Annotated in this window: 16 protein-coding genes; 10 read left to right on the top strand and 6 right to left on the bottom strand. The window is 44.4% G+C overall.

What is annotated here, in order from left to right:
- Window positions 1–76: 76 nt before the first annotated feature.
- Window positions 77–946 carry a sugar ABC transporter permease gene (locus tag J4526_07200; GenBank protein WFO74850.1) on the bottom strand — a complete coding sequence of 290 codons (870 nt, stop codon included), beginning with the start codon at window positions 944–946 and terminating at the stop codon, window positions 77–79.
- A gap of 94 nt (window positions 947–1,040) precedes the next feature.
- A complete protein-coding gene (locus J4526_07205) occupies window positions 1,041–2,441 on the bottom strand; it encodes an extracellular solute-binding protein (protein ID WFO74851.1) in 1,401 nt (466 codons plus the stop codon).
- Window positions 2,442–2,784: 343 nt separating this feature from the next.
- On the opposite strand from J4526_07205, the gene J4526_07210 reads away from it, so the two are divergent.
- The 3 genes from J4526_07210 to J4526_07220 are packed head-to-tail and all read left to right on the top strand — an operon-like array spanning window position 2,785 to window position 4,557.
- On the top strand, window positions 2,785–3,291 hold the full coding sequence (locus tag J4526_07210; GenBank protein WFO74852.1) for a QueT transporter family protein: 507 nt from the start codon (window positions 2,785–2,787) through the stop codon (window positions 3,289–3,291).
- The gene (locus J4526_07215; GenBank protein ID WFO74853.1) at window positions 3,282–4,007 is read left to right on the top strand and encodes an ABC transporter ATP-binding protein; all 726 of its coding nucleotides are present in this window, start codon (window positions 3,282–3,284) and stop codon (window positions 4,005–4,007) included. Before J4526_07210 ends, J4526_07215 begins: the two co-directional genes overlap by 10 nt.
- On the top strand, window positions 3,979–4,557 hold the full coding sequence (locus tag J4526_07220) for a cobalt transporter (protein WFO74854.1): 579 nt from the start codon (window positions 3,979–3,981) through the stop codon (window positions 4,555–4,557). The genes J4526_07215 and J4526_07220 overlap by 29 nt, the downstream gene beginning before the upstream one ends.
- 8 nt (window positions 4,558–4,565) lie before the next feature.
- Here J4526_07220 and J4526_07225 read toward each other — a convergent pair whose 3' ends face one another.
- Window positions 4,566–6,332 carry a chloride channel protein gene (locus J4526_07225; protein ID WFO74855.1) on the bottom strand — a complete coding sequence of 589 codons (1,767 nt, stop codon included), beginning with the start codon at window positions 6,330–6,332 and terminating at the stop codon, window positions 4,566–4,568.
- A gap of 110 nt (window positions 6,333–6,442) precedes the next feature.
- Here J4526_07225 and J4526_07230 point away from each other — a divergent pair, with 110 nt between their 5' ends.
- Window positions 6,443–7,288: a M55 family metallopeptidase gene (locus tag J4526_07230; GenBank protein ID WFO74856.1), complete on the top strand. Its 846-nt coding sequence runs from the start codon at window positions 6,443–6,445 to the stop codon at window positions 7,286–7,288.
- A 36-nt stretch (window positions 7,289–7,324) separates the two neighbouring features.
- Here J4526_07230 and J4526_07235 read toward each other — a convergent pair whose 3' ends face one another.
- Together J4526_07235 and J4526_07240 are read right to left on the bottom strand one after the other, a co-directional pair.
- Window positions 7,325–8,704 (bottom strand): TldD/PmbA family protein, encoded by a 1,380-nt coding sequence (locus J4526_07235; protein WFO74857.1) that lies wholly within the window; start codon window positions 8,702–8,704, stop codon window positions 7,325–7,327.
- A 5-nt stretch (window positions 8,705–8,709) separates the two neighbouring features.
- Window positions 8,710–10,002, bottom strand: coding sequence for a TldD/PmbA family protein (locus tag J4526_07240; GenBank protein WFO76376.1), 1,293 nt, complete (start codon window positions 10,000–10,002; stop codon window positions 8,710–8,712).
- Between the two features lie 432 nt (window positions 10,003–10,434).
- On the opposite strand from J4526_07240, the gene J4526_07245 reads away from it, so the two are divergent.
- The 6 genes from J4526_07245 (at window position 10,435) to J4526_07270 (ending at window position 17,463) form a co-directional block, all read left to right on the top strand.
- Window positions 10,435–11,682, top strand: coding sequence for a hypothetical protein (locus J4526_07245; protein WFO74858.1), 1,248 nt, complete (start codon window positions 10,435–10,437; stop codon window positions 11,680–11,682).
- A 103-nt stretch (window positions 11,683–11,785) separates the two neighbouring features.
- Window positions 11,786–12,604, top strand: coding sequence for a hypothetical protein (locus J4526_07250; GenBank protein WFO74859.1), 819 nt, complete (start codon window positions 11,786–11,788; stop codon window positions 12,602–12,604).
- 153 nt (window positions 12,605–12,757) lie between these two features.
- Window positions 12,758–14,320 (top strand): glycerol kinase GlpK, encoded by a 1,563-nt coding sequence (gene glpK / locus J4526_07255; protein WFO74860.1) that lies wholly within the window; start codon window positions 12,758–12,760, stop codon window positions 14,318–14,320.
- Between the two features lie 33 nt (window positions 14,321–14,353).
- Window positions 14,354–15,838, top strand: a complete 1,485-nt coding sequence (locus J4526_07260) for an NAD(P)/FAD-dependent oxidoreductase (GenBank protein WFO74861.1) — start codon at window positions 14,354–14,356, stop codon at window positions 15,836–15,838.
- 3 nt (window positions 15,839–15,841) lie between these two features.
- Window positions 15,842–17,092: an FAD-dependent oxidoreductase gene (locus J4526_07265; GenBank protein WFO74862.1), complete on the top strand. Its 1,251-nt coding sequence runs from the start codon at window positions 15,842–15,844 to the stop codon at window positions 17,090–17,092.
- Window positions 17,089–17,463, top strand: a complete 375-nt coding sequence (locus J4526_07270) for a DUF1667 domain-containing protein (protein ID WFO74863.1) — start codon at window positions 17,089–17,091, stop codon at window positions 17,461–17,463. Before J4526_07265 ends, J4526_07270 begins: the two co-directional genes overlap by 4 nt.
- Before the next feature lie 29 nt (window positions 17,464–17,492).
- Here the strand turns inward: J4526_07270 and J4526_07275 are convergent, their stop codons facing one another.
- Window positions 17,493–18,704 (bottom strand): MFS transporter, encoded by a 1,212-nt coding sequence (locus tag J4526_07275; GenBank protein ID WFO76377.1) that lies wholly within the window; start codon window positions 18,702–18,704, stop codon window positions 17,493–17,495.
- Window positions 18,705–18,780 lie beyond the last annotated feature (76 nt).

An 18,780-nucleotide genomic window follows, 5' to 3' on the forward strand; every position in this document is an offset into this window, starting at 1 on the left:
ACGGAGTCTATTTTCTGCTGTATTCTGGTGAGCTTCTTTATCGAGGATAAGTCTTTGAAGGAAGTCATGGAGACCATTACCTGAACCACCTCCTCAAAGCTGTTACGGCGTATGGTATTACGATCACTAGCGATAGCGCGAACATCACGACAGCTATGGCAGCACCGTCAGCCATGAACCTAGCCCAGAACGCCATTTCCCACATGTACATACCTAGGACGTCGGTGGCGTATCCGGGTCCGCCACGTGTTGCAACAAATACTAGGTCGAATAGCTTGAGTATAGCTAGTGAGAGCAAAGGTATTGTTACAAGGAACCCCGACTTAGAGAGAGGCAGTATTATTCTGTAGAATATCTTGAAACCAGATGCTCCATCGATTCTAGCTGCCTCGATAATAGCTTTATCGATACTCTTTATGGTTGCCTCGAATACTACTGTGGCGAAGCCTAGGTAGAGCCATACCGTGACGAAGATCAGTGCGTACAATGCTGTACCGGGGTCTGCTATCCACGAGTGCTTCAGGAAGCCTAGCCCAATCATGTCTAGTAGAGTATTTATTGCACCGTTTTCGCCGTACATCCAGACCCATATTGTAGCTGATACAACCATTGACATTGCTGTTGGTATCAATAGTATTGTTCTAAACAATGTTTCCTTGCCAGTAATCATCATTAAATAGGCTATTACTAGTCCAAGGAAGGATGTGGGTACAACGAATATGGCTATCCACATAAGGTTGTTGCGTAAGTCTATCCAGAATCTTTCTGTACTAAAGATCCTCTGGTAGTTTTCTAGTCCAACAAAGTTAAGTGATATCCTGGCGCTCCTCCAGTCACTCATCGACACATATATTGTCTCTATTATCATGAAGTAGAGAACCGATATTATTATCAATATTGGTCCAACGAATACAAGGAAGTCCTTGATCGTTGTTACCTTAGGCACTACGGATTCACCAGAGGTTTACCTCACGAATAGAGAACGGGTGTATTAGGGAAAAAACTTATTGCTTATTACATGTGATTACGTATAGTTATGGTTAGCTCCTCCTTGTTATGAAGTAGTCTACTGATACGCCGGCCCAGAAGTCTGGTAGGCCAGTGTTTGGTATAGCGTTCTGTATGGATGCAATAGCGGCGTTGACCGCGTCTTCAACGCTTGTTCCAGCGCCAATGGCGGTGATCATGTTGGTTAGTATGTTGTGCATCTCTGTTACAAAGGCCTCCTTCGAGACACCGCCGTGTACAGCGCTTGGCACTAGTGTTGATTTCTTGAAGTCTTCTGCTGTCTCGGGTCTATAGGGGTCTGGATAGCTTGGTGATACGTCTGTACGAGCAGGGATTGAGCCTTTGATTAGGTTGAACTGTTCTTGTGCCTCCTTGGAGCCTACTACGAGTAGCCATTTCTTGGCTGCATCTGGGTGTGGAGCGTTCTTAGGCATGTTGAAGGAGTCTGATAGTAGTATGAACACGTTCTTGGGGAATGGTGCTGCAGCCCAGTCCTCGCCGTACTTGTAGTTGTTTGCTATGTAGTAGCCGGCTACCCAGTCACCGTGGATGTACATGGCTGCCTTGCCTTGTGCTACTAGTGCTGCAGCCTGGTCCCATGTTAGCTCTGGGTGGTTGCTGTTGAACAAGCCCTCCTTGGCCATTGTACCTATTACTTCTAGTACGTCTCTAACAGCCTTCCATACGGGGTCGTTGGGGTCGTTGTAGTTGAACTTGCCTGTCCAGAACTTCACGTAGATCTCGGGTCCACCGTGGAGGACTAGTAGTACCTCGAATAAGTGTGTTAGAGGCCACTTGTTTCTAGTAGCAAGAGCTATGGGGGCTACGTCTGGCTTGTGCTGTTTGATGTACCTGGCGACTTCGAGTAGTGTTGTTAGGTTCCATTCTCTTGGGTCACCGAACTTGTCAATAATCTTTAGTTCATCAAAGATCTTGGGGTTGTACCATAGTACGTTGGATCTGTGTACGTTGATTGGTACAGCGTAGTAGTGTCCATTGAACTTACACATGGCCTGGAGTGTCTCGGGGATAACATCCTTTAAGCCAAGCTCGTCCCATACTTCATCAACAGGCTCGAGGTAACCTGCGTCAACATATTCTTTCAGCTCACCACCAGCGTGAACCTGGAACGTATCTGGTGGAGTCCCGGCTGCCAAGAGGCCCCATATAACAGCCTTCATTACGGCTCCAGCGCCACCTGCAACAGGGTTCTCAACAATATCGATTCCATACTCATCCTTGTAAATCGCGAATACCTTGTCTATGGCTTCTCTCTCACCACCAGCTGTCCACCAGTGGTAGATCACCAACTCCTCTTTCTTCGTGGGCTGCTGAGTGTAATACCACCAGGCGACTCCACCAATGATCGCGATTATGATAATAACAGCTATTACAGCTGCAATGGTTTTAGAAATAGCCCGAGGGGAGACCATCTATATCCCACCCGTGCATAATTCAGAACTTACACTATTCAATTAAGCACATATACTATTTAAAAAATTATCGTAAGAATATGTTATAGTCAGAATTAGTTGTTTCTCAATGATCATCCTATACAGAAACTGGATGGTTTATATTAAGACCAAACATTAGATACTATGTTTTATTTAATATTCTTATAGAAGGGAGACATTGTTTACATACTTGTACTTGGATACATTGTACTATAATATAGATGTTTCAAAGTTAATATGCCTTTTGAAACTATTATGAAGATAAGCGAAATATTTATGTTTTACGTTTTTCGTGTTAGACTAGGTTAAGGTGGTAAATGCTATGAGGTCTCGTTTGACTATAGAGTCGGCTAAAGCAGCTGTGATAGCAGCTGTTTATGCTGCTGTGACCATAGTGCTCCAGCCAATTAGCTTCGGTCCACTCCAGGTGAGGATAAGTGATGCATTGCTACCCTTACCTTATATACCGTACTTCGGGTTCCCAGCTGTAATAGGATTGACTATAGGGTGTTTACTAGCAAACATGGTTTCCCCATACGGGATCATAGACATTGTCTTGGGTACGCTCACTAATTTCGCTGCAGGCTTATTCGCCTGGTCTATAGGCAAGACATACTATGGTAAAGAATGGGCGAAGGTACTCGTGCTTATAGCACAGATATTAATTGTCACAGTAATCATAGGTGTTGTACTGCTTCACATAATATTCGCTATCGAGCTGGAATATGCAGTACCAGGTGTGCTCCTAGGCTCAACAATAAGTATTGGTGTTGGCGGGTATATCCTGCTGACAACTATTGAGAAGAGGATGCCTAGACTATGGAAGTAATTGTCAATAGAGTGACAGTGGATTATAATGGGAAACGTGCTCTAGACAATATTTCTTTCTCCCTTGGGGAAGGAGTACATATCCTATTGGGATCCAATGGAAGCGGTAAGACGACGCTATTGAAGGTATTAGCCGGATTAATCAAGCCTACGCAAGGAGTAGTCAAGATAAACGGTATTATCCCTTGGAGTATTAGCAGGAAGAAACTAGCCAGAATAGTGGGGTATGTATGGCAGAACCCATACTATGGGTTCGTTGAAGCAAGAGTTATCGATGAGATAAAGTTCATTCTGGAGGCAACAGGTGCTGAAGGCAACTGGTTTATTGTTGAGAAACTTGTTCCCAGAGAATTATTCGAGAGAGACCCATTTACTTTGAGTGGCGGGGAAGCACGACGAGTCTCTATCGCTAGCGTCTTGGTTGCAGATCAAGATGTATGGCTTCTCGACGAGCCTTTTGCTAATCTAGACAATAAAGGCGTTAACGACTTGATCGAAGTAATCGATTATGGTAGAAGAAGAGGCAAGACAATAATCATAGCAACACACCACGTACTATACGCTGACATGGTTGAACCCGATACTCTTCTCCTCCTGGATAACGGCAGGCTTGTGCTAACCGGTGACTGGAGTAGTGCTACAGACGATGTATTGATGAAACACAGGGTTATGCCACGGGGTGTTCTATGTGGAGAAAATATTCAGAGAAGCAAATAGACTACAGTACAGCAAGACCATCCTCCATAACATCAACTTGTTTCCAGCAAAGATAGCATACATAGCATTTATTGCCTCAACAATATTCTACCTCGACATAGAATACTACCCGCTCCTCATAGCGATCAATATTGCCATGCTAATATTCATCCACGCATACCGCGTCCTAGCTGGTACAACAATATCGTACTTGTTCCTATCGTCGATAATAATTCTCATAGACTATCTCTCGGGAACCCTGACAACAAGTGTTATCCGTGTGATAGTATACGGCTATACATCGTTTACAGCAATAGCGCTATTCTACACTACAACACCACCATATCATCTAAGACATTACCTTGGCCTCAATGCCCTGACCCTAGCTTACTTGATAATACATGATACATTAAATGAAGTAGCCGAGATAATGTACTCACTCAAAGCACGTGGATGGGAGCCTGGACTGAATCCTCTCAAGTACATAGGATTACTGTATACTTCATTAATGATAATGATCATGAGGATATCCCATATAGAGGATTCACTACGTGCACGAGGTGTAGACTAGCTAGACTGCTACTTTGCCTTGTATAGTTTTTCTATAATGTATTTATGGAGATCATAGGCTGTAACTAGACCTACATACATACCATCGTCATCGGTTATAATTACCACTGGCATATTGTATCTCGTCATTAGATCTATTATTTCAGATAAACATGCATTTATATTTGTTTCAGGAGGTTTGATCAAATCTAGTTCATTTACTTTATGCTTTATAGTTAGCTTATCTGCTTGTCGTGATAGGGTCTCTGTATTTATCAGTCCGAGAGGTCTACCTTTATCATCAATTACAGGGAGATATCTTAGATGAGTAGTAGTGTATACTTCGAGAAGATACTCTATGTTGTCGCTAGGCTTTAGCACAGGGACGGTTTTCACAACACTTGCCGCAGGCTTAGATAATACTTCACCGATATTGGTATTAGCAATGAGAATGAGAAGATTCTCTAACTCTCTTACGAGCCGTGTGTTTCTCTGATTAATGTATAGTGTGTGTTTACCTATGATTTCTCTTGAAATAATTGCTGATGTGAGACAAGGCAAGAGTAATGCGTAATTCCCAGTTATCTCGCTTACGAGTATGCTGGTGCCAAACGGTGTTGTTGATACTGCTCCATAGACGGCAGCCATCCCAATATAGGCATAGAGTATTGCAGGTAACGGCGAGATATACTGGCCTATAATATAGTAGTATATGATCCCAGTTAAGGCTCCCACATAGATTCCTGGCCCAAATAAACCAGCACTTGCACCTGAATTTACAGTTAAACCCGTGGCAATGGTTTTCATCAACAAGAGTATTACAACAATTGTTAACACATGATACATGGACTCGGCTGATAGGATTTCCTTAAACAAATTATTTAAATATACTGGACCCAGACCGAGAGCACCAGGTTCAATAAGCCCTATTACGCCAAGGACTAAGCCGAATAGACTAGCCACGATTATATCCGAGAATTTCTTGACAAGAACTTTTCTTAAAACCATTATACCTCTTATAGTGGAGACGTAAAGAAGTGCTGTTATTGAAGAGAATACTCCAAATATTATGTACGACAATATGCTTGTGTACATGAATATCGTTGATACATCTATACTCACTATTGGAAACAACCGCCTAGGACCAAGTATACTATAAGAGATGAGAAATCCCGTTATACTCGAGAATAATACTGGTACCAAGGCCCTAGCTTCTAGATCTCTCTTGTAAGGTACTTCGAGCGCGAATACTGTTGCACCAAGTGGTGCCTGAAATATTGTTGAAAGCGAGCCAGCTACACCTGCTAGTACGAGAGTCTTTCGTTCAACACTTCTCGTACCAAAATATCTTGAGAAAACACTTGCAATACCACCTCCTATAAGGCTCCCTGGCCCCTGGAGTCCACCACTACCCCCTCCACCAATAGTGATTATTGTCGATACTATTTTCGCGAAAACAACTCTCATCCTTATTCTCCCAGCCCTAAAATGATAGCTTTCAAGAAGAGACTCTATACCCGCCCCCATAGCTTCACGAGCATTAAGGAGTTTGATAATAACGTAGCTTAACACTATGGATGAAAACACTATTACTGGTATCAAGTATTTATTTGGTGTTTTTAATGCTACAACAGAAAAATCATTACCCGATATACTAGAGTCAACACCAAGTAGTAATGAGTATGCTGAAGTAAGCAGCATTAATCCTTCTATAAAGACCAATGTTATTATGCTTGATATAAAACCTATGACTATTCCATACAGTACAAGTCTCTGGAGACCTTGTATCCTATACAATACAATCCCCGAGATTCTTTACGGCATTACATGGTATAAGCCAAGGAGTTTAAAGAATCTTTATGGTAATTAATTATGTAAACTCGGAAAAGCGTCTTGGTGGTAAAACTTTGAGAGCGTATGTCTCAGTTGATTTCGAAGGATTACCCGGGATACCCGTTGGAGGTCTTGTCCCTAGATCTCCACAATACTCTAGGAGCGAATGGATCGTAACAAGGATTTCCAAGGCTGTTGTAGAGAAACTGCTTGCCAGCGGCTTCGATAAAGTCACTTTAGCTGATAGCCATGGGTACATGACCAATATTGATTACCGCGAGATACCCCGCGGTGTAACACTTGTCCAGGGATTCCCGAGACCCTTGTCAATGATTACTGGGATCGAGGAAGGCTATGATGCTGCCTACTTCATAGGATACCACGCGGCAGCAGGTACTATGAAGGGCTATCTCGACCACACATACAGTGGCATGACATTCCACCGCGTTTACATTAATGGGCATCAGACAAGCGAGTTCCTGTTAAACGCATTGGTTGCAGGCGAGTATGGTGTTCCAGTAGTTCTTGTAGCCGGGGATAAGGCTCTGGAAACAGATGTGGAGAAGCATACTCCATGGGCAGTGTTTGTCCCACTAAAACAAGGACTAGGACGCTATGCCGCATCATTCGAGAGCCTTCCCGAAGTCATTGAGAGCCTCGAGAAAGGTGTTGAAGAAAGCGTTAAAGTGCTGAAAGAGGGTAAAGCAAAGCCTCTGGTGTTCGAGAAACCAATGGAGCTTGTTGTAGAACTCAGGGAAACAGTATTTGCTGATGCAGCTTCACTAATCCCTGGTGTAATGAGGGAAGGTGCATACAAACTTGTCTACAAAGCAGAGTCAGCTAAGGAGCTTATGGAGGTTATTGAGGCTATTACACTAGTGTGCTTTGGTATAGCTTCTCTAAGAGAAAAACTAAGGTAGAGAGCTGAGGAGTTAAAGGGAAAAATCTGGTTTATGTTATTTTTTACCAGCCACGTTTATTCTTTCAACAAGTATTCCTGGAGATACAGTATTTTCTATAACAACTCTCTCTTTGCTCAATCCTACAAGGTCTTCCTTCAATAGCTTATAGAGGTTACCTGATATTACAACGCCTTTAATAGGGTGTTTTATCTTGCCTCCTTTAACATAGAATCCATGGGATACTGTAGCCATTATGTTGCCGTTAACGGGGTTGGACATCCAGTAGCCTATGACATCATATATTATGATTCCTTCCTTAACCTCTTTAGCTATAAGGTCTTCGCTTAAACCACCTGGTTCCACAGCTAGGTTATATACCACTGGCGTGGGCGGCGATGTTATGTTCCGTCTACGTGCATTGCCTGTAGACTCCTTGTTCTCCCTCTTGGCAGTATAGTAATCGTAGACATAGTTTGCGAGCACGCCTTTCTGGAACAATGGCTTCTTGGTGGTCTTGATTCCCTCGTCATCAAATTCTCTTGCACCAGGAGCCCACGGCATGTATGGATCGTCATATATTGTTATCTTGTCAGAGAAAACCTCCTGCCCGATCTTGTCTCTGAGAGGAGACCTTTTCTCCTGGACATTGAGAGCAGAGAGTGCTGGAGAAAGCACCGTGGAGAGAATCAAGGCAGCAACTCTTGGTGTGAAGTATGCTCTATAAACTCCAGAGTCTACTGGTTTAGCTTTAAGGAATTCTACTGCTAGACTCCCGGCTTTCTCTACCTCGCCATAAATCTTTTCTTCAACCATTTTCCTGCTATCATATAGAGCCGAATAACTTGATTCATTACCTCCCTTCTTGACCTTCACTTGAATCCATGCTCCAGCACTACTTGTCTTACCATATATTTCCTCTCCATAGCTATTGGCTATGAATAATAGTGTCTCACCAACACCAATCAACGCTCTCGATACAAGAGCTTCTTTAGCACCCTTCTTCTTCGCGGCGTCAACAGCTGTATCCAAGGTTTTCTTCGTTATCTCCATTAACTCGTTTGCCTCCATAGAAGCAGTTTTCTCGTCATAAATACCCTCCACACTTGCTCTATCATAGCCTCGTGCAAAACCACTCCACCTCGGATCCTCTGGCGCCGCTTTGGCTGTTTTTATCGCTGTCTCGACAACCTTGTCTATGGTCTCGAGTGACAGTTCCTCAGAACCATACACACCAATTTTCTTCCCAACTGCAACACGTACACAGTATCGTCCAATACTCTTATCCACTATACCAACAATATTCCCGCCAGCTACTTTCACTAGGAGTTCTCTAGACCAGGTAGCATAGAATTCTGCTTCACTAGCACCTAGTTCACGTGCTTTAGCAAGAGCTTTCTCTGAGAGACCATGTAGTATTTCAAATGGTCTAGCCATGACCTTCACCCCCCGATAGTTATCTTCTTGACACGTATATGCGGGCCACCATCACCCACTCTAGCCAACTGCCCATCCTTACCGCATCCACCGAAAACACTTGTCTTAACCTTGAGGTCTTTTGCAACAGCGTCAACATTCTTCAGTGTCTCGAGGATCATGCCAGAGAGCATTACGCCGCGTACAAGCTCCTTGATCTCTCCCTTCTCGATCAAGTAGCTTGGACCAGCTGTAAACGTGAACGTACCCATGCTCGTATCAACCTGCCCTCCCAAAGCACCACGTCCACGTACGTAGACACCCTTCTTGACTCCTTCAAATAATTCTTCGACACTATAGTCGCCGGGCTCCATGTAGGTGTTTGTCTGCCTGACAAGAACCTGATGCTCATAGTCTTGTGCACGCGCATTACCAGTGAGCTCCATGCCGAGCAATGTTGCTGTTGTACGTGATTGCAGGAATCTCTTCAAGACACCATTCTCCACCGTCTTGACTTTCCTCTTCTTGACACCCTCGTCGTCGTAGGGAACAAAATATCCTCCCTCAATAAGACCGTCATCGACTATTGTCACGTGCTTACTGGCTACTTTCTCTCCAACTTTACCATAGAGAATACTTCCTTTCCCCGCCACGATGTCTCCTTCTGTTGCATGACCAAATGCTTCATGGAGAAGGAGACCTACCATCTCGTTATCTAGTATGGCCGTGTACGTACCTGGCTTGATCGCCTTGGCTTGTGTTGCTTTGACGGCTAGGTCCGAGACTTCTCTAGCAAAACCCGTGAGGTCAAGGCTTTTTATGTACTCCCATCCAGCAACCATGCTTCGTGAATCATATACTCTCTCCATAACGCCTGCACGAGAGGCAATACTATACTGTCCAACACCTACAAGCCTAACCTCCACATCAACGTAGTCTCCTTCTGTTGACGCAAAGATCCTGTGGTCGTATTGTATCCCTAGTCTTGTTGTAGAGGATACAACTCCTTCTATTTCTCTAGACGCTTTATTCATCTCTTTCACTATACCGACCTTCTCCTCAGGATCAATGGTCAAGGGGTCTATGGAGTATTTAGAGGAGATCTTGTCTTTTGATACAGGTTTCTCAGCGAGTTTTACTTTCTTGCCACCATAGCTCATTGCCCGAGCTGTCTTGATCGCTTTTTCTATAGCAATACGTATAGACTCCTTGTCTAGATTGTTTGTTGCGGAGAAACCTTCAAATCCATCAACAATAACTCTTATACCAACACCCTTCTTCCTAGTAACACTATACTCACGCAAAACCCCATTATCCATGAGAACAAGCTCATACACATATTCTTGGTATAGAACACTAGCGTAGCTAGCACCCTTACTAACAGCTTCATCCAGTATAGGTTTAGGGTCAAAAGACAAAACTACGTCCCTCCAAGACCATAGGGTTTAAACATAGTGATTTAAATAATTATCTAGACTTCAGACTATCTATTAACATAGAGCTAGGTAATCGGAGCCTGTTTAACCTACTAATATCACGGTAACTCAGCCCACCAGCAATACTGTTTCCCTACAGCACGACCTGGAGTACGCGTAGAATTTTATTGAATAGTGTATACAAGCAATAATATTGTTCCAGAGGGCTGGAACAACCAGTCATTTCGCGGTGAAGGATTGTTTCATCTTGCCCCTTTTATAAACCAAACACCAAACTGTCTCCCAGGGAAAACCTGGGTGAAAGGTGAGTAGGGTATGGAGAACACTTACCTCAAAGCTTTAGGATTAATCCTTGTGGCGCTAATAGGAGCATCTATAACAGGAGTAGCTATGCCTGTTATGGCTTGGAGTGTACCAGCCACACAGGCGGAGGAAGACAAACCCTGGTGGGCTAAACTAAACCTTACATTCGATGAGGCAGTGGCACTGGCATGGACTGTAAGAAACGAGACATACCCATTATTCATTTGGGCAAACAACTACTTATCTGAATACAATATAACTATAGCAGAGAAGCTATTAGAGCGTGGAGACTACTTCCTAGAGAAAGCATACAACCTAAGTGAGACAAACGAGACACTAGCCACGGGATACGCATTCGTGGCAGCATTATTCTACGGCCGTGCACCAGTAACAGCATACATAGTACTAGGTAAGACCATTAGAGAGAATCTCGGCACCAACAACACACTAACAAACGAGTCAGTAATAGCAGTAATTGAGAAGGCAACTGAGCTCAAGGGACTACTCGACAACGCTACAAAGGTTGCTGAGGACTACAATGTAACAGTACCAGACATTGTATTCCTACTTGAAGCAAAAGGTGTTTCAGAACTCAACTTAAGCCAGCAACTACTAGAAGAAGGCTACCTAGGCCTAGCACTAAGATCAGCTATTAGAGGATATCACCTATTCGTGAGAGCCTACGGCGTATTAATCAAGGCCACGTTTGCCTACTACCTTGGCATCGATATAACAGTCGTACACAGGCTATCACAGAAGATCACTACACAGCGTGTAGACGTCCAGGAGAGAGTCCAGAAAGTCCTTGAGAGACTACCAGAACACGTTAGAGAAAAGATCATGGAGCGCTGGAGAGAAAGACGCGAGCTAGGGCCAGAAGCCATTAAGGAAGCGGTCAGACAAGTCGTTTGCGAGTACAAGGCAAAGCTAAAGAACATAAGCATTGAGCAAACCACAAGGATTCTCGTCAGAGTAATAATCGTGGCAAGAGCCTTACCAGGTGACACAGGTCTAGCTATACAGCAGTGGATGAGAGCGAAGGGATTAGTTACACCAAAACAAATCTACAACTACATAAAAGTACTAGTAAACAAGACATGTGAAGAATACAACGTCACAGGAATACTACTGATAAACAAGACCCTAGAGGTCTTAAGTCAAGAGATAAAGAACACAACAGGCATTGAAGTAGACCTAGTACATGTATTCTACGTACTAATAGTAGTACACGTTGCCACACACCACAAGCACCATCCATAAGAGCATAAGTCTTTTTCCTCAGTATTCGTTTGTAAAAACGTAAATATTTTTTTGCTATTATTTCCAATTATCTTTCTGAAGAGCGTAAGGAGGGGATGTATGCGTGACAAAATATGTATTTTTGTTCATGTTACTTTTTGCTACTGCCCTGCTTGCTGTGCCGAGTGTTGTTGAGGCACAGACAATAAGCAAGATAAGCATTGCAATCAACTACGACCCAGTGCTCGATATAGCTATTGCTGAATACAACATAGTGTTTGACCAAGCAATTAGTGGAGGTGTTGTCGTCGACATACCGCTGATAGTTGGTGAGACAGTAGAGATCATAAATGTTACTGGTGATGCAGGGCAAGTATTCCTATACGACTATAATGCTGATACACACACCCTGACAGTATTCGCCAACGAGACAACGTCAATAACAGTATACTACACGACAACAGGGCTCTTCGAAGAAGTCGCCCCAGACACCTTCAACGGCTTAATTGATTTATCAGAGTATACTGCTGGAACACTAGAGTTCACACTAACAATAGTTGGCATATACACTGTAGAAATAGATCCTACCGAGAACACTAGAGTCGACTACACTAGCGATACAACAATAATAACTATAACAGCGCCAGATGTTTACACGCTATTTATATATGCTCAAGTAGGAGAGCTAACAACCACTACTACGACAACCACAACTACAACGACTACAACAACCACGACAACTACTACGACGACAACAACTACTACAACGCCTGAAGAAACTGAAACAGAGACAACACCAACTACTACGACAACTACTACCACAACAACTACAGAAACATCAGTAGCACCACAACCAGGAGTAAACATTGGGTTGATTGCCGCAATAATAGTGATTATATTAATAGTTGTAGGACTCCTAGCGTACACTAAGATGAAGAAGTAGATCTAGGATATATGTTAGGTTGCACGTCTCCCTACTAGGTTACTATTTTTTCATTCATCGTTTGCTGTTTTTCAGTTTTTATAGGTAGACTATTTAATTTATTATAAGCAAGAACTTGTTTTACTCATCAGCCCACGAGAGGTGTTGTTTGCTTTGGCTAAATATGTTTTATCAATAGATCAGGGTACAACTGGTACTCGTGCCGCATTATTTAATGAGAATGGAGAACTTGTTGGCTATGCTTATAGGGAGCATAGACAGATTTATCCCAAACCCGGATGGCTTGAACACGATCCCCTGGAGATTTGGGAGAACACACGTATTGTCATAAGAGAAGTTCTTGAGAAGACCAAGGTTAACCCTAGGGATATAGCTGCTATAGGTGTCACTAATCAAAGAGAAACAATTGTCGTATGGGATCCAAGGAATGGTAGACCATTGTATAACGCTATTGTATGGCAGTGTAGGAGAACAGCTCCTCTTGTCGAGAAGCTGAGGAAGTACAGGAAGACTATATACAAGAAGACTGGTCTTGTACCAGATGCCTATTTCTCTTCGACAAAAATCTGGTGGCTTCTAGACAATGTCCCGGGGCTTAGAGAGAAGGCGGTACGTGGAGAAGCATTGTTTGGGACAATCGATACATGGATTATTTGGAATCTCACACGAGGCTCAAAGAATACTCCTACGCCGGAGCGTGGCGGTGCTCATGTCACAGACTACTCTAATGCCTCGAGGACAATGATCTTTAATATATCGAAGCTTGACTGGGACGATGAACTCCTTGAAATCCAAGGCAAGATCCCTAGGGAGGCACTACCATTACCTCTCCCATCATCATACATCTACGGCTACACGGGGCCCGATGTCAGTGAGAAACTATTCAACAACGTTTCTATACCGGTTGCAGGTGATGCTGGTGATCAGCAGGCAGCCTTGTTTGGCCAAGTAGGGTTTAGGGAAGGTGATGTAAAGTGTACCTATGGCACAGGCAATTTTGTCCTAATGAATACTGGTAGTAAACGTGTTAAATCAAAACATGGGCTGTTGACAACAATCTTCTACTCTCTGGAGAAAAACAAGGCTGTCTACGCAGTCGAGGGAAGCATATTTGTTACTGGTGCTGCAGTCAAATGGCTCCGGGACAGCTTGAAGATCATAGACACTGCTGCTGAAACAGAGGATCTAGCTAAATCTCTTGCAAGCAATGAGGGAGTCTATTTCGTCCCGGCATTCGTCGGACTAGGTACGCCATACTGGGATATGTACGCTAGAGGGCTAATCATAGGTATCACGGGCAAAACCACCAGGGCACATTTGGCACGCGCGGTACTAGAAGCAATAGCCTACTTGACACGAGACGTCATAGAGGTTATGAAGAAGGACACTGGGCTTGAGATAAAGGTATTGAAGGTTGACGGTGGTGCTTCAAAGAACAACTTCTTGATGCAATTCCAAGCTGATATCCTTGGAGTCAGAGTAATCAGGCCAGTTATACTCGAGACAACATCTCTCGGAGCAGCATATCTAGCGGGCTTAGCCGTCGGTGTATGGAAGAATCTCGATGAGATAATCCGTCTATGGAGACCTGAGAAAGAGTTTACGCCACGCATGAGTGTTGAAGAGAGGGAGAAACTCTATAGTGGATGGAAGCAAGCCGTGGAACGCGCTCTAGGCTGGGCAAAAGAAGTCCCATGGGCTTATGGACTAGAGTAACAAAACAAGAGCCGAGGATCATAGGTGGGGGTTATGGGGAAGACACGGGTACTGATAATTGGCGCTGGGATTACTGGTCTCTCCATAGCACGTGTTCTCAGTATGTATGAGAATCTTGACGTGGTTGTTGTCGAGAAAGAACCTGATGTTGGGTGGGGTGCTACCAAGGCTAATACAGCTATAATCCATCCATGCCATGAAGAAGACCCCGACAAGCATCCACTCAGAGCAAAACTATGCTTGGAGGGGCATGACCTCTGGTATAAGTGGACTAAAGAACTCGATATACCCGTGAAGTGGCCTGGGGAACTCATAGTCGCGACAAACGATGAAGAGGCTAGTGCTCTTAAACACTATCTAAGCCTTGGTATGAGAAACGGTGTAGCTGGCGTAAGAATTGTTGACAAAGAAGAGCTTGCCGCTCTAGAGCCGAACGTGAACCCTAATGCTATAGCTGGCTTGTGGGCGCCTACAGCCGGACAGATGAGTCCTTGGGAGGCAGCTGTTGCTCTCGCTGAAAACAGTGTATCCAATGGTGCCAGAATCCTCTTTGAGACAGAGGTAAAACGTGTTGTTGTCAGGGAGAAGAAGGTTGTTGGTGTAGAGACTAATAATGGTTTCATCGAAGCAGACATGGTTATCAATGCCGCTGGCATCCATGCAGACGAGATCTCTAGGTCTGCTGGTATAGACGAGTTCACTATTTTCCCGAGGAGAGGAGAATACGTTATCTACGATGAAGATGTCGACATCAAGGTTAAACGGATCGTACACACGGCACCGACACCCAAAACCAAGGGAGTCTATGTCACCACAACACTTGAAGGGAACCTGCTGATAGGCCCTACGGCCGAGGACCTGCCCATTGATGCCAAGGAGGAAAAGTCTACTACAAGAAATGGGATCAAGTACATACTAGAAGCCGCCAAGAAGATCCTTAAGACTATTCCTCCAAGGACAAAAATCATCAGGATGTTCGCTGGCTTGAGACCAGAGCCCTCCACGGGAAGCTTCATCATAAAATTCTATGAAGAGCCATGGGGCTTCATAAACGTGGCTGGGATAAGGTCTCCTGGATTAACAGCAGCACCGGCAATAGCCTATTATGTAAGAGACATGATTGCCGAGAGAACTAGTCTCGTGGAAAAGAGGAAATGGAACCCGATAAGAAGAGGGATCAAAAGAATCAGTAGAATGAACCAGGATGAGAAAGCCAGAATCGTTAAGGAAAACCCCAGGTACGGTAGGATCATTTGCTTGTGCAAGGAGGTGTCGGAAGCAGAGATCATTGAGGCGATAAAACGTATGAAAGCCATTGGGGTCAAGACTATTACTCTTGACGGGATAAAGTTTAGGACACATGCTATGTTCGGTAGATGCCAGGGATCGTTCTGTAGACTGAGAATAGCCCTCTTGATATCAAGAGAACAAGACATACCTCTGTGGAAAGTCAGCTTCAAGGGATCCGGGAGCGAGTACGGTGTCGGTGAGGTGAAAGAGGTTTTCAAGGAGGTGTAAGACATGGCCGGGCTTGTCTACGACGTAGTCGTTATAGGTGGTGGTCCAGCTGGTTTAGCAGCGGCAATAAAGACTACGGAGTATGGTCTCAAGACTCTTGTGCTTGAACAGGGAGAGAAGCTAGGCGGGATAACGCTACAGTGTATACACCCGGGTTTCGGAATCCATTACTTCAAGGAGGATCTTACTGGGCCAGAGTTCATTTATAGGTTCATCAAGAAGATCGAGTCTCTTGGCGTGGAGTACTATACGAACGCCTATGTTGAGTCCATAGAGTATCGTAGCATCATGGAGAAAAAGATCTCGGTCATAATGCCGGGTAGAGTACTCGATATCACTACAAAGACTATAATCTACACCACGGGTGCAAGAGAGAGGCATAGATACGAGATCAATATACCTGGAGCTAATGTCAGCGGCGTCTATACGGCTGGAGAAGCACAGGCAATGATGGACCTATGGGGTGTTATGCCCGGCAAGAGAGTAGTCATAGTGGGCTCTGGAGACGTAGGATTGATTATGGCCAGACGCTTCGCCCTCGAGGGAGCTAGAGTCGAGGCTGTAATAGAGATCCTGCCTTACCCCGGTGGTTTAACCAGGAATATAGTACAGTGCTTGAAAGACTATAACATACCATTGTATCTCAGCCACGCTGTAGTAGAGATAAAGGGACGTAAACGCGTCGAGAAAGTAGTCGTGGCAAAAGTCAACGAGAACCTAGAGCCAATACCAGGAACCGAGAGAGAAATTGAATGCGATACAGTGGTCATAGCGGCTGGGCTCATACCACAGGTTAGGCTTCTCGAGAAACTAGGCGTACCAATAGACCCGGCTACACGTGGACCCATAGTCAACGACTACCTTGAGACCAGTATACCCGGGATATTCGTTGCAGGCAACGCACTGGTGATAAACGATTTTGTTGACTACGCTGTAGAACAGGGAGAACAGGCAGCTGATGGAGCTCGTTTATTCATAGAAAACAAGGGTATACACACCAGGAAATGGAGGAGAATAGTCAAAGGCAGGAACATAAGGCTCGCCGTCCCACACTATGTTAGTGGAGACAAGGACGTCGTATTATACGCTAGAGTCAAGTGGCCAGAAGACAATGTATGGTTTAGAATCCCGGAGACTGGTAGGAAGCTGTTCATGCCTAAGGTAAGACCCGCCGAAATGATCAGGTATGTCTTAGCTAAAGACGATATCCTCAAGACTACCGACAAGATAACCCTGGAGGTCTCCGGGCAATGACTCGGGTTGTGAGGAAAGTATTGTGTATAGTTTGTCCTCGTGGCTGCGAAGTCAAGGTAGTGATCGAGGGTGGAGAGATAAAGTCTATTGAAGGCAATGCTTGTCCTCGTGGAGCAGAGTACGCTGTAACGGAAGTCAGGTCACCAAAAAGAGTGTTGATGAGTGTTGTTAAGTGCAGAGACGGCGACTTACCTGTTGTCTCTGTGAAAACAGATAAACCCATACCGAAAGACAAGTTGCTCGAGGTCTCGAAGTATCTAGCCAACATAGAGGTAAAAGCTCCTGTCGAAATAGGCGATATTATTGTGGAGAATGTTCTTGGTCTCGGAGCAAATATTGTTGCAACAAGACCGTGTAGGAAACAAAAGTAGAGGGAAAGAAAGGTTTGTTTTTAGACATATTATTGTTGTTCTGCTCTAGCTTTATCTCTTGGATATGTTTTCGCTAGTATAATCCATGCTATGAGACTTATTATCCATAGCGAGACTATTAGTACAGCTGAGTACATTAGTGCTTGTTTTTCCTCAAATCCTATGTCCATGAAGTATTTCGAGAGCAATGCGTATATTACTGGTCCCACGGCCCATCCTATAGTGTTGAGCACATTGTATACTGAGAAGACTGTTCCACGGATCTCTGGTTTGACTACATCGCTTATAACGGAGTTTATGTTCGGGTAAGCGAATGTAGTGAACATCATTCCACATAGTGCTAGTATTGCTGGCGGTAATAGTGTTAACAAGTCTTCTTTACCATAGGGGTAGGGGTATGTTAGCATGGCGACCATTGCAGCGTAGCCTATTATGATGCCTATGATTGGTATCTTTACTCTAGCCAGTATGTCGCCTTTCTTTACTCTTCTGTCACTAAGTGTTCCGCCTATAACGTGTCCAAGAGCTATTGATAGTACTGCTATGGATACAACTAGTGATGCAGACTTCTTGCTTACGCCCCACTTAACCTCGAAGTAATTTACAGCCCATAGGCTCAGCATACCCCATGGTATAGTCCATGCTATTATCTGGAGTATTATAATGAGTACTGTTGGTATCGCTAGTGCTTTCAATGCTTTCCTGAGACCGTACTTGCCTACTTCTTTCTTCTCAGCATACCCTATTGTTACTCCACGTGATATGACGTACAAGGGTATCGCGAAGACGAGGACGGCAAGACCTGTTGTCAGGTAGGCGTATCTCCATGTCAGTAGTATGCCGGCGATAACAAGGCCTATAGCCATGCCGAGGACGCTTGAAGCATAGTAGACAGCGTAGCCGGAGCCCCTCTTCTCTGATGGTACTACGTCTGCTATGAACGCGTAGATCACTGGGCCTATTCCTGTTATTGCTATACCGAATATCGTGAAGTATATCATTAGCTCGATGTATGATCTGGCTGTTGCTACTGCTAGAAGCGACAGCCCCATCATGACTCCTAGTACTGCAAGTACCTTCCTACGCCCTATCTTGTCGGCAAGTACTCCCCAAAGGAACGAGAGGGCTAGACCTATTATCTGTGGTATAGTCCTGAGGAGCCCTGCGTATACTCTCCAGTCCTCTTTTGTACCAGGGATAAGTCCCTCTTTCCATAGCGTGTCAACAATAGCTGCTATCATGTAGTAGCCTGCAAAGTAGAATAAGACTAGTAGCCCGAGTAGCCCTAGTATAGGGCCTACACGTACTTTCTCGGCC

This window comes from Desulfurococcaceae archaeon MEX13E-LK6-19, assembly GCA_029637525.1.
GTDB lineage: Archaea > Thermoproteota > Thermoprotei_A > Sulfolobales > Desulfurococcaceae > MEX13ELK6-19.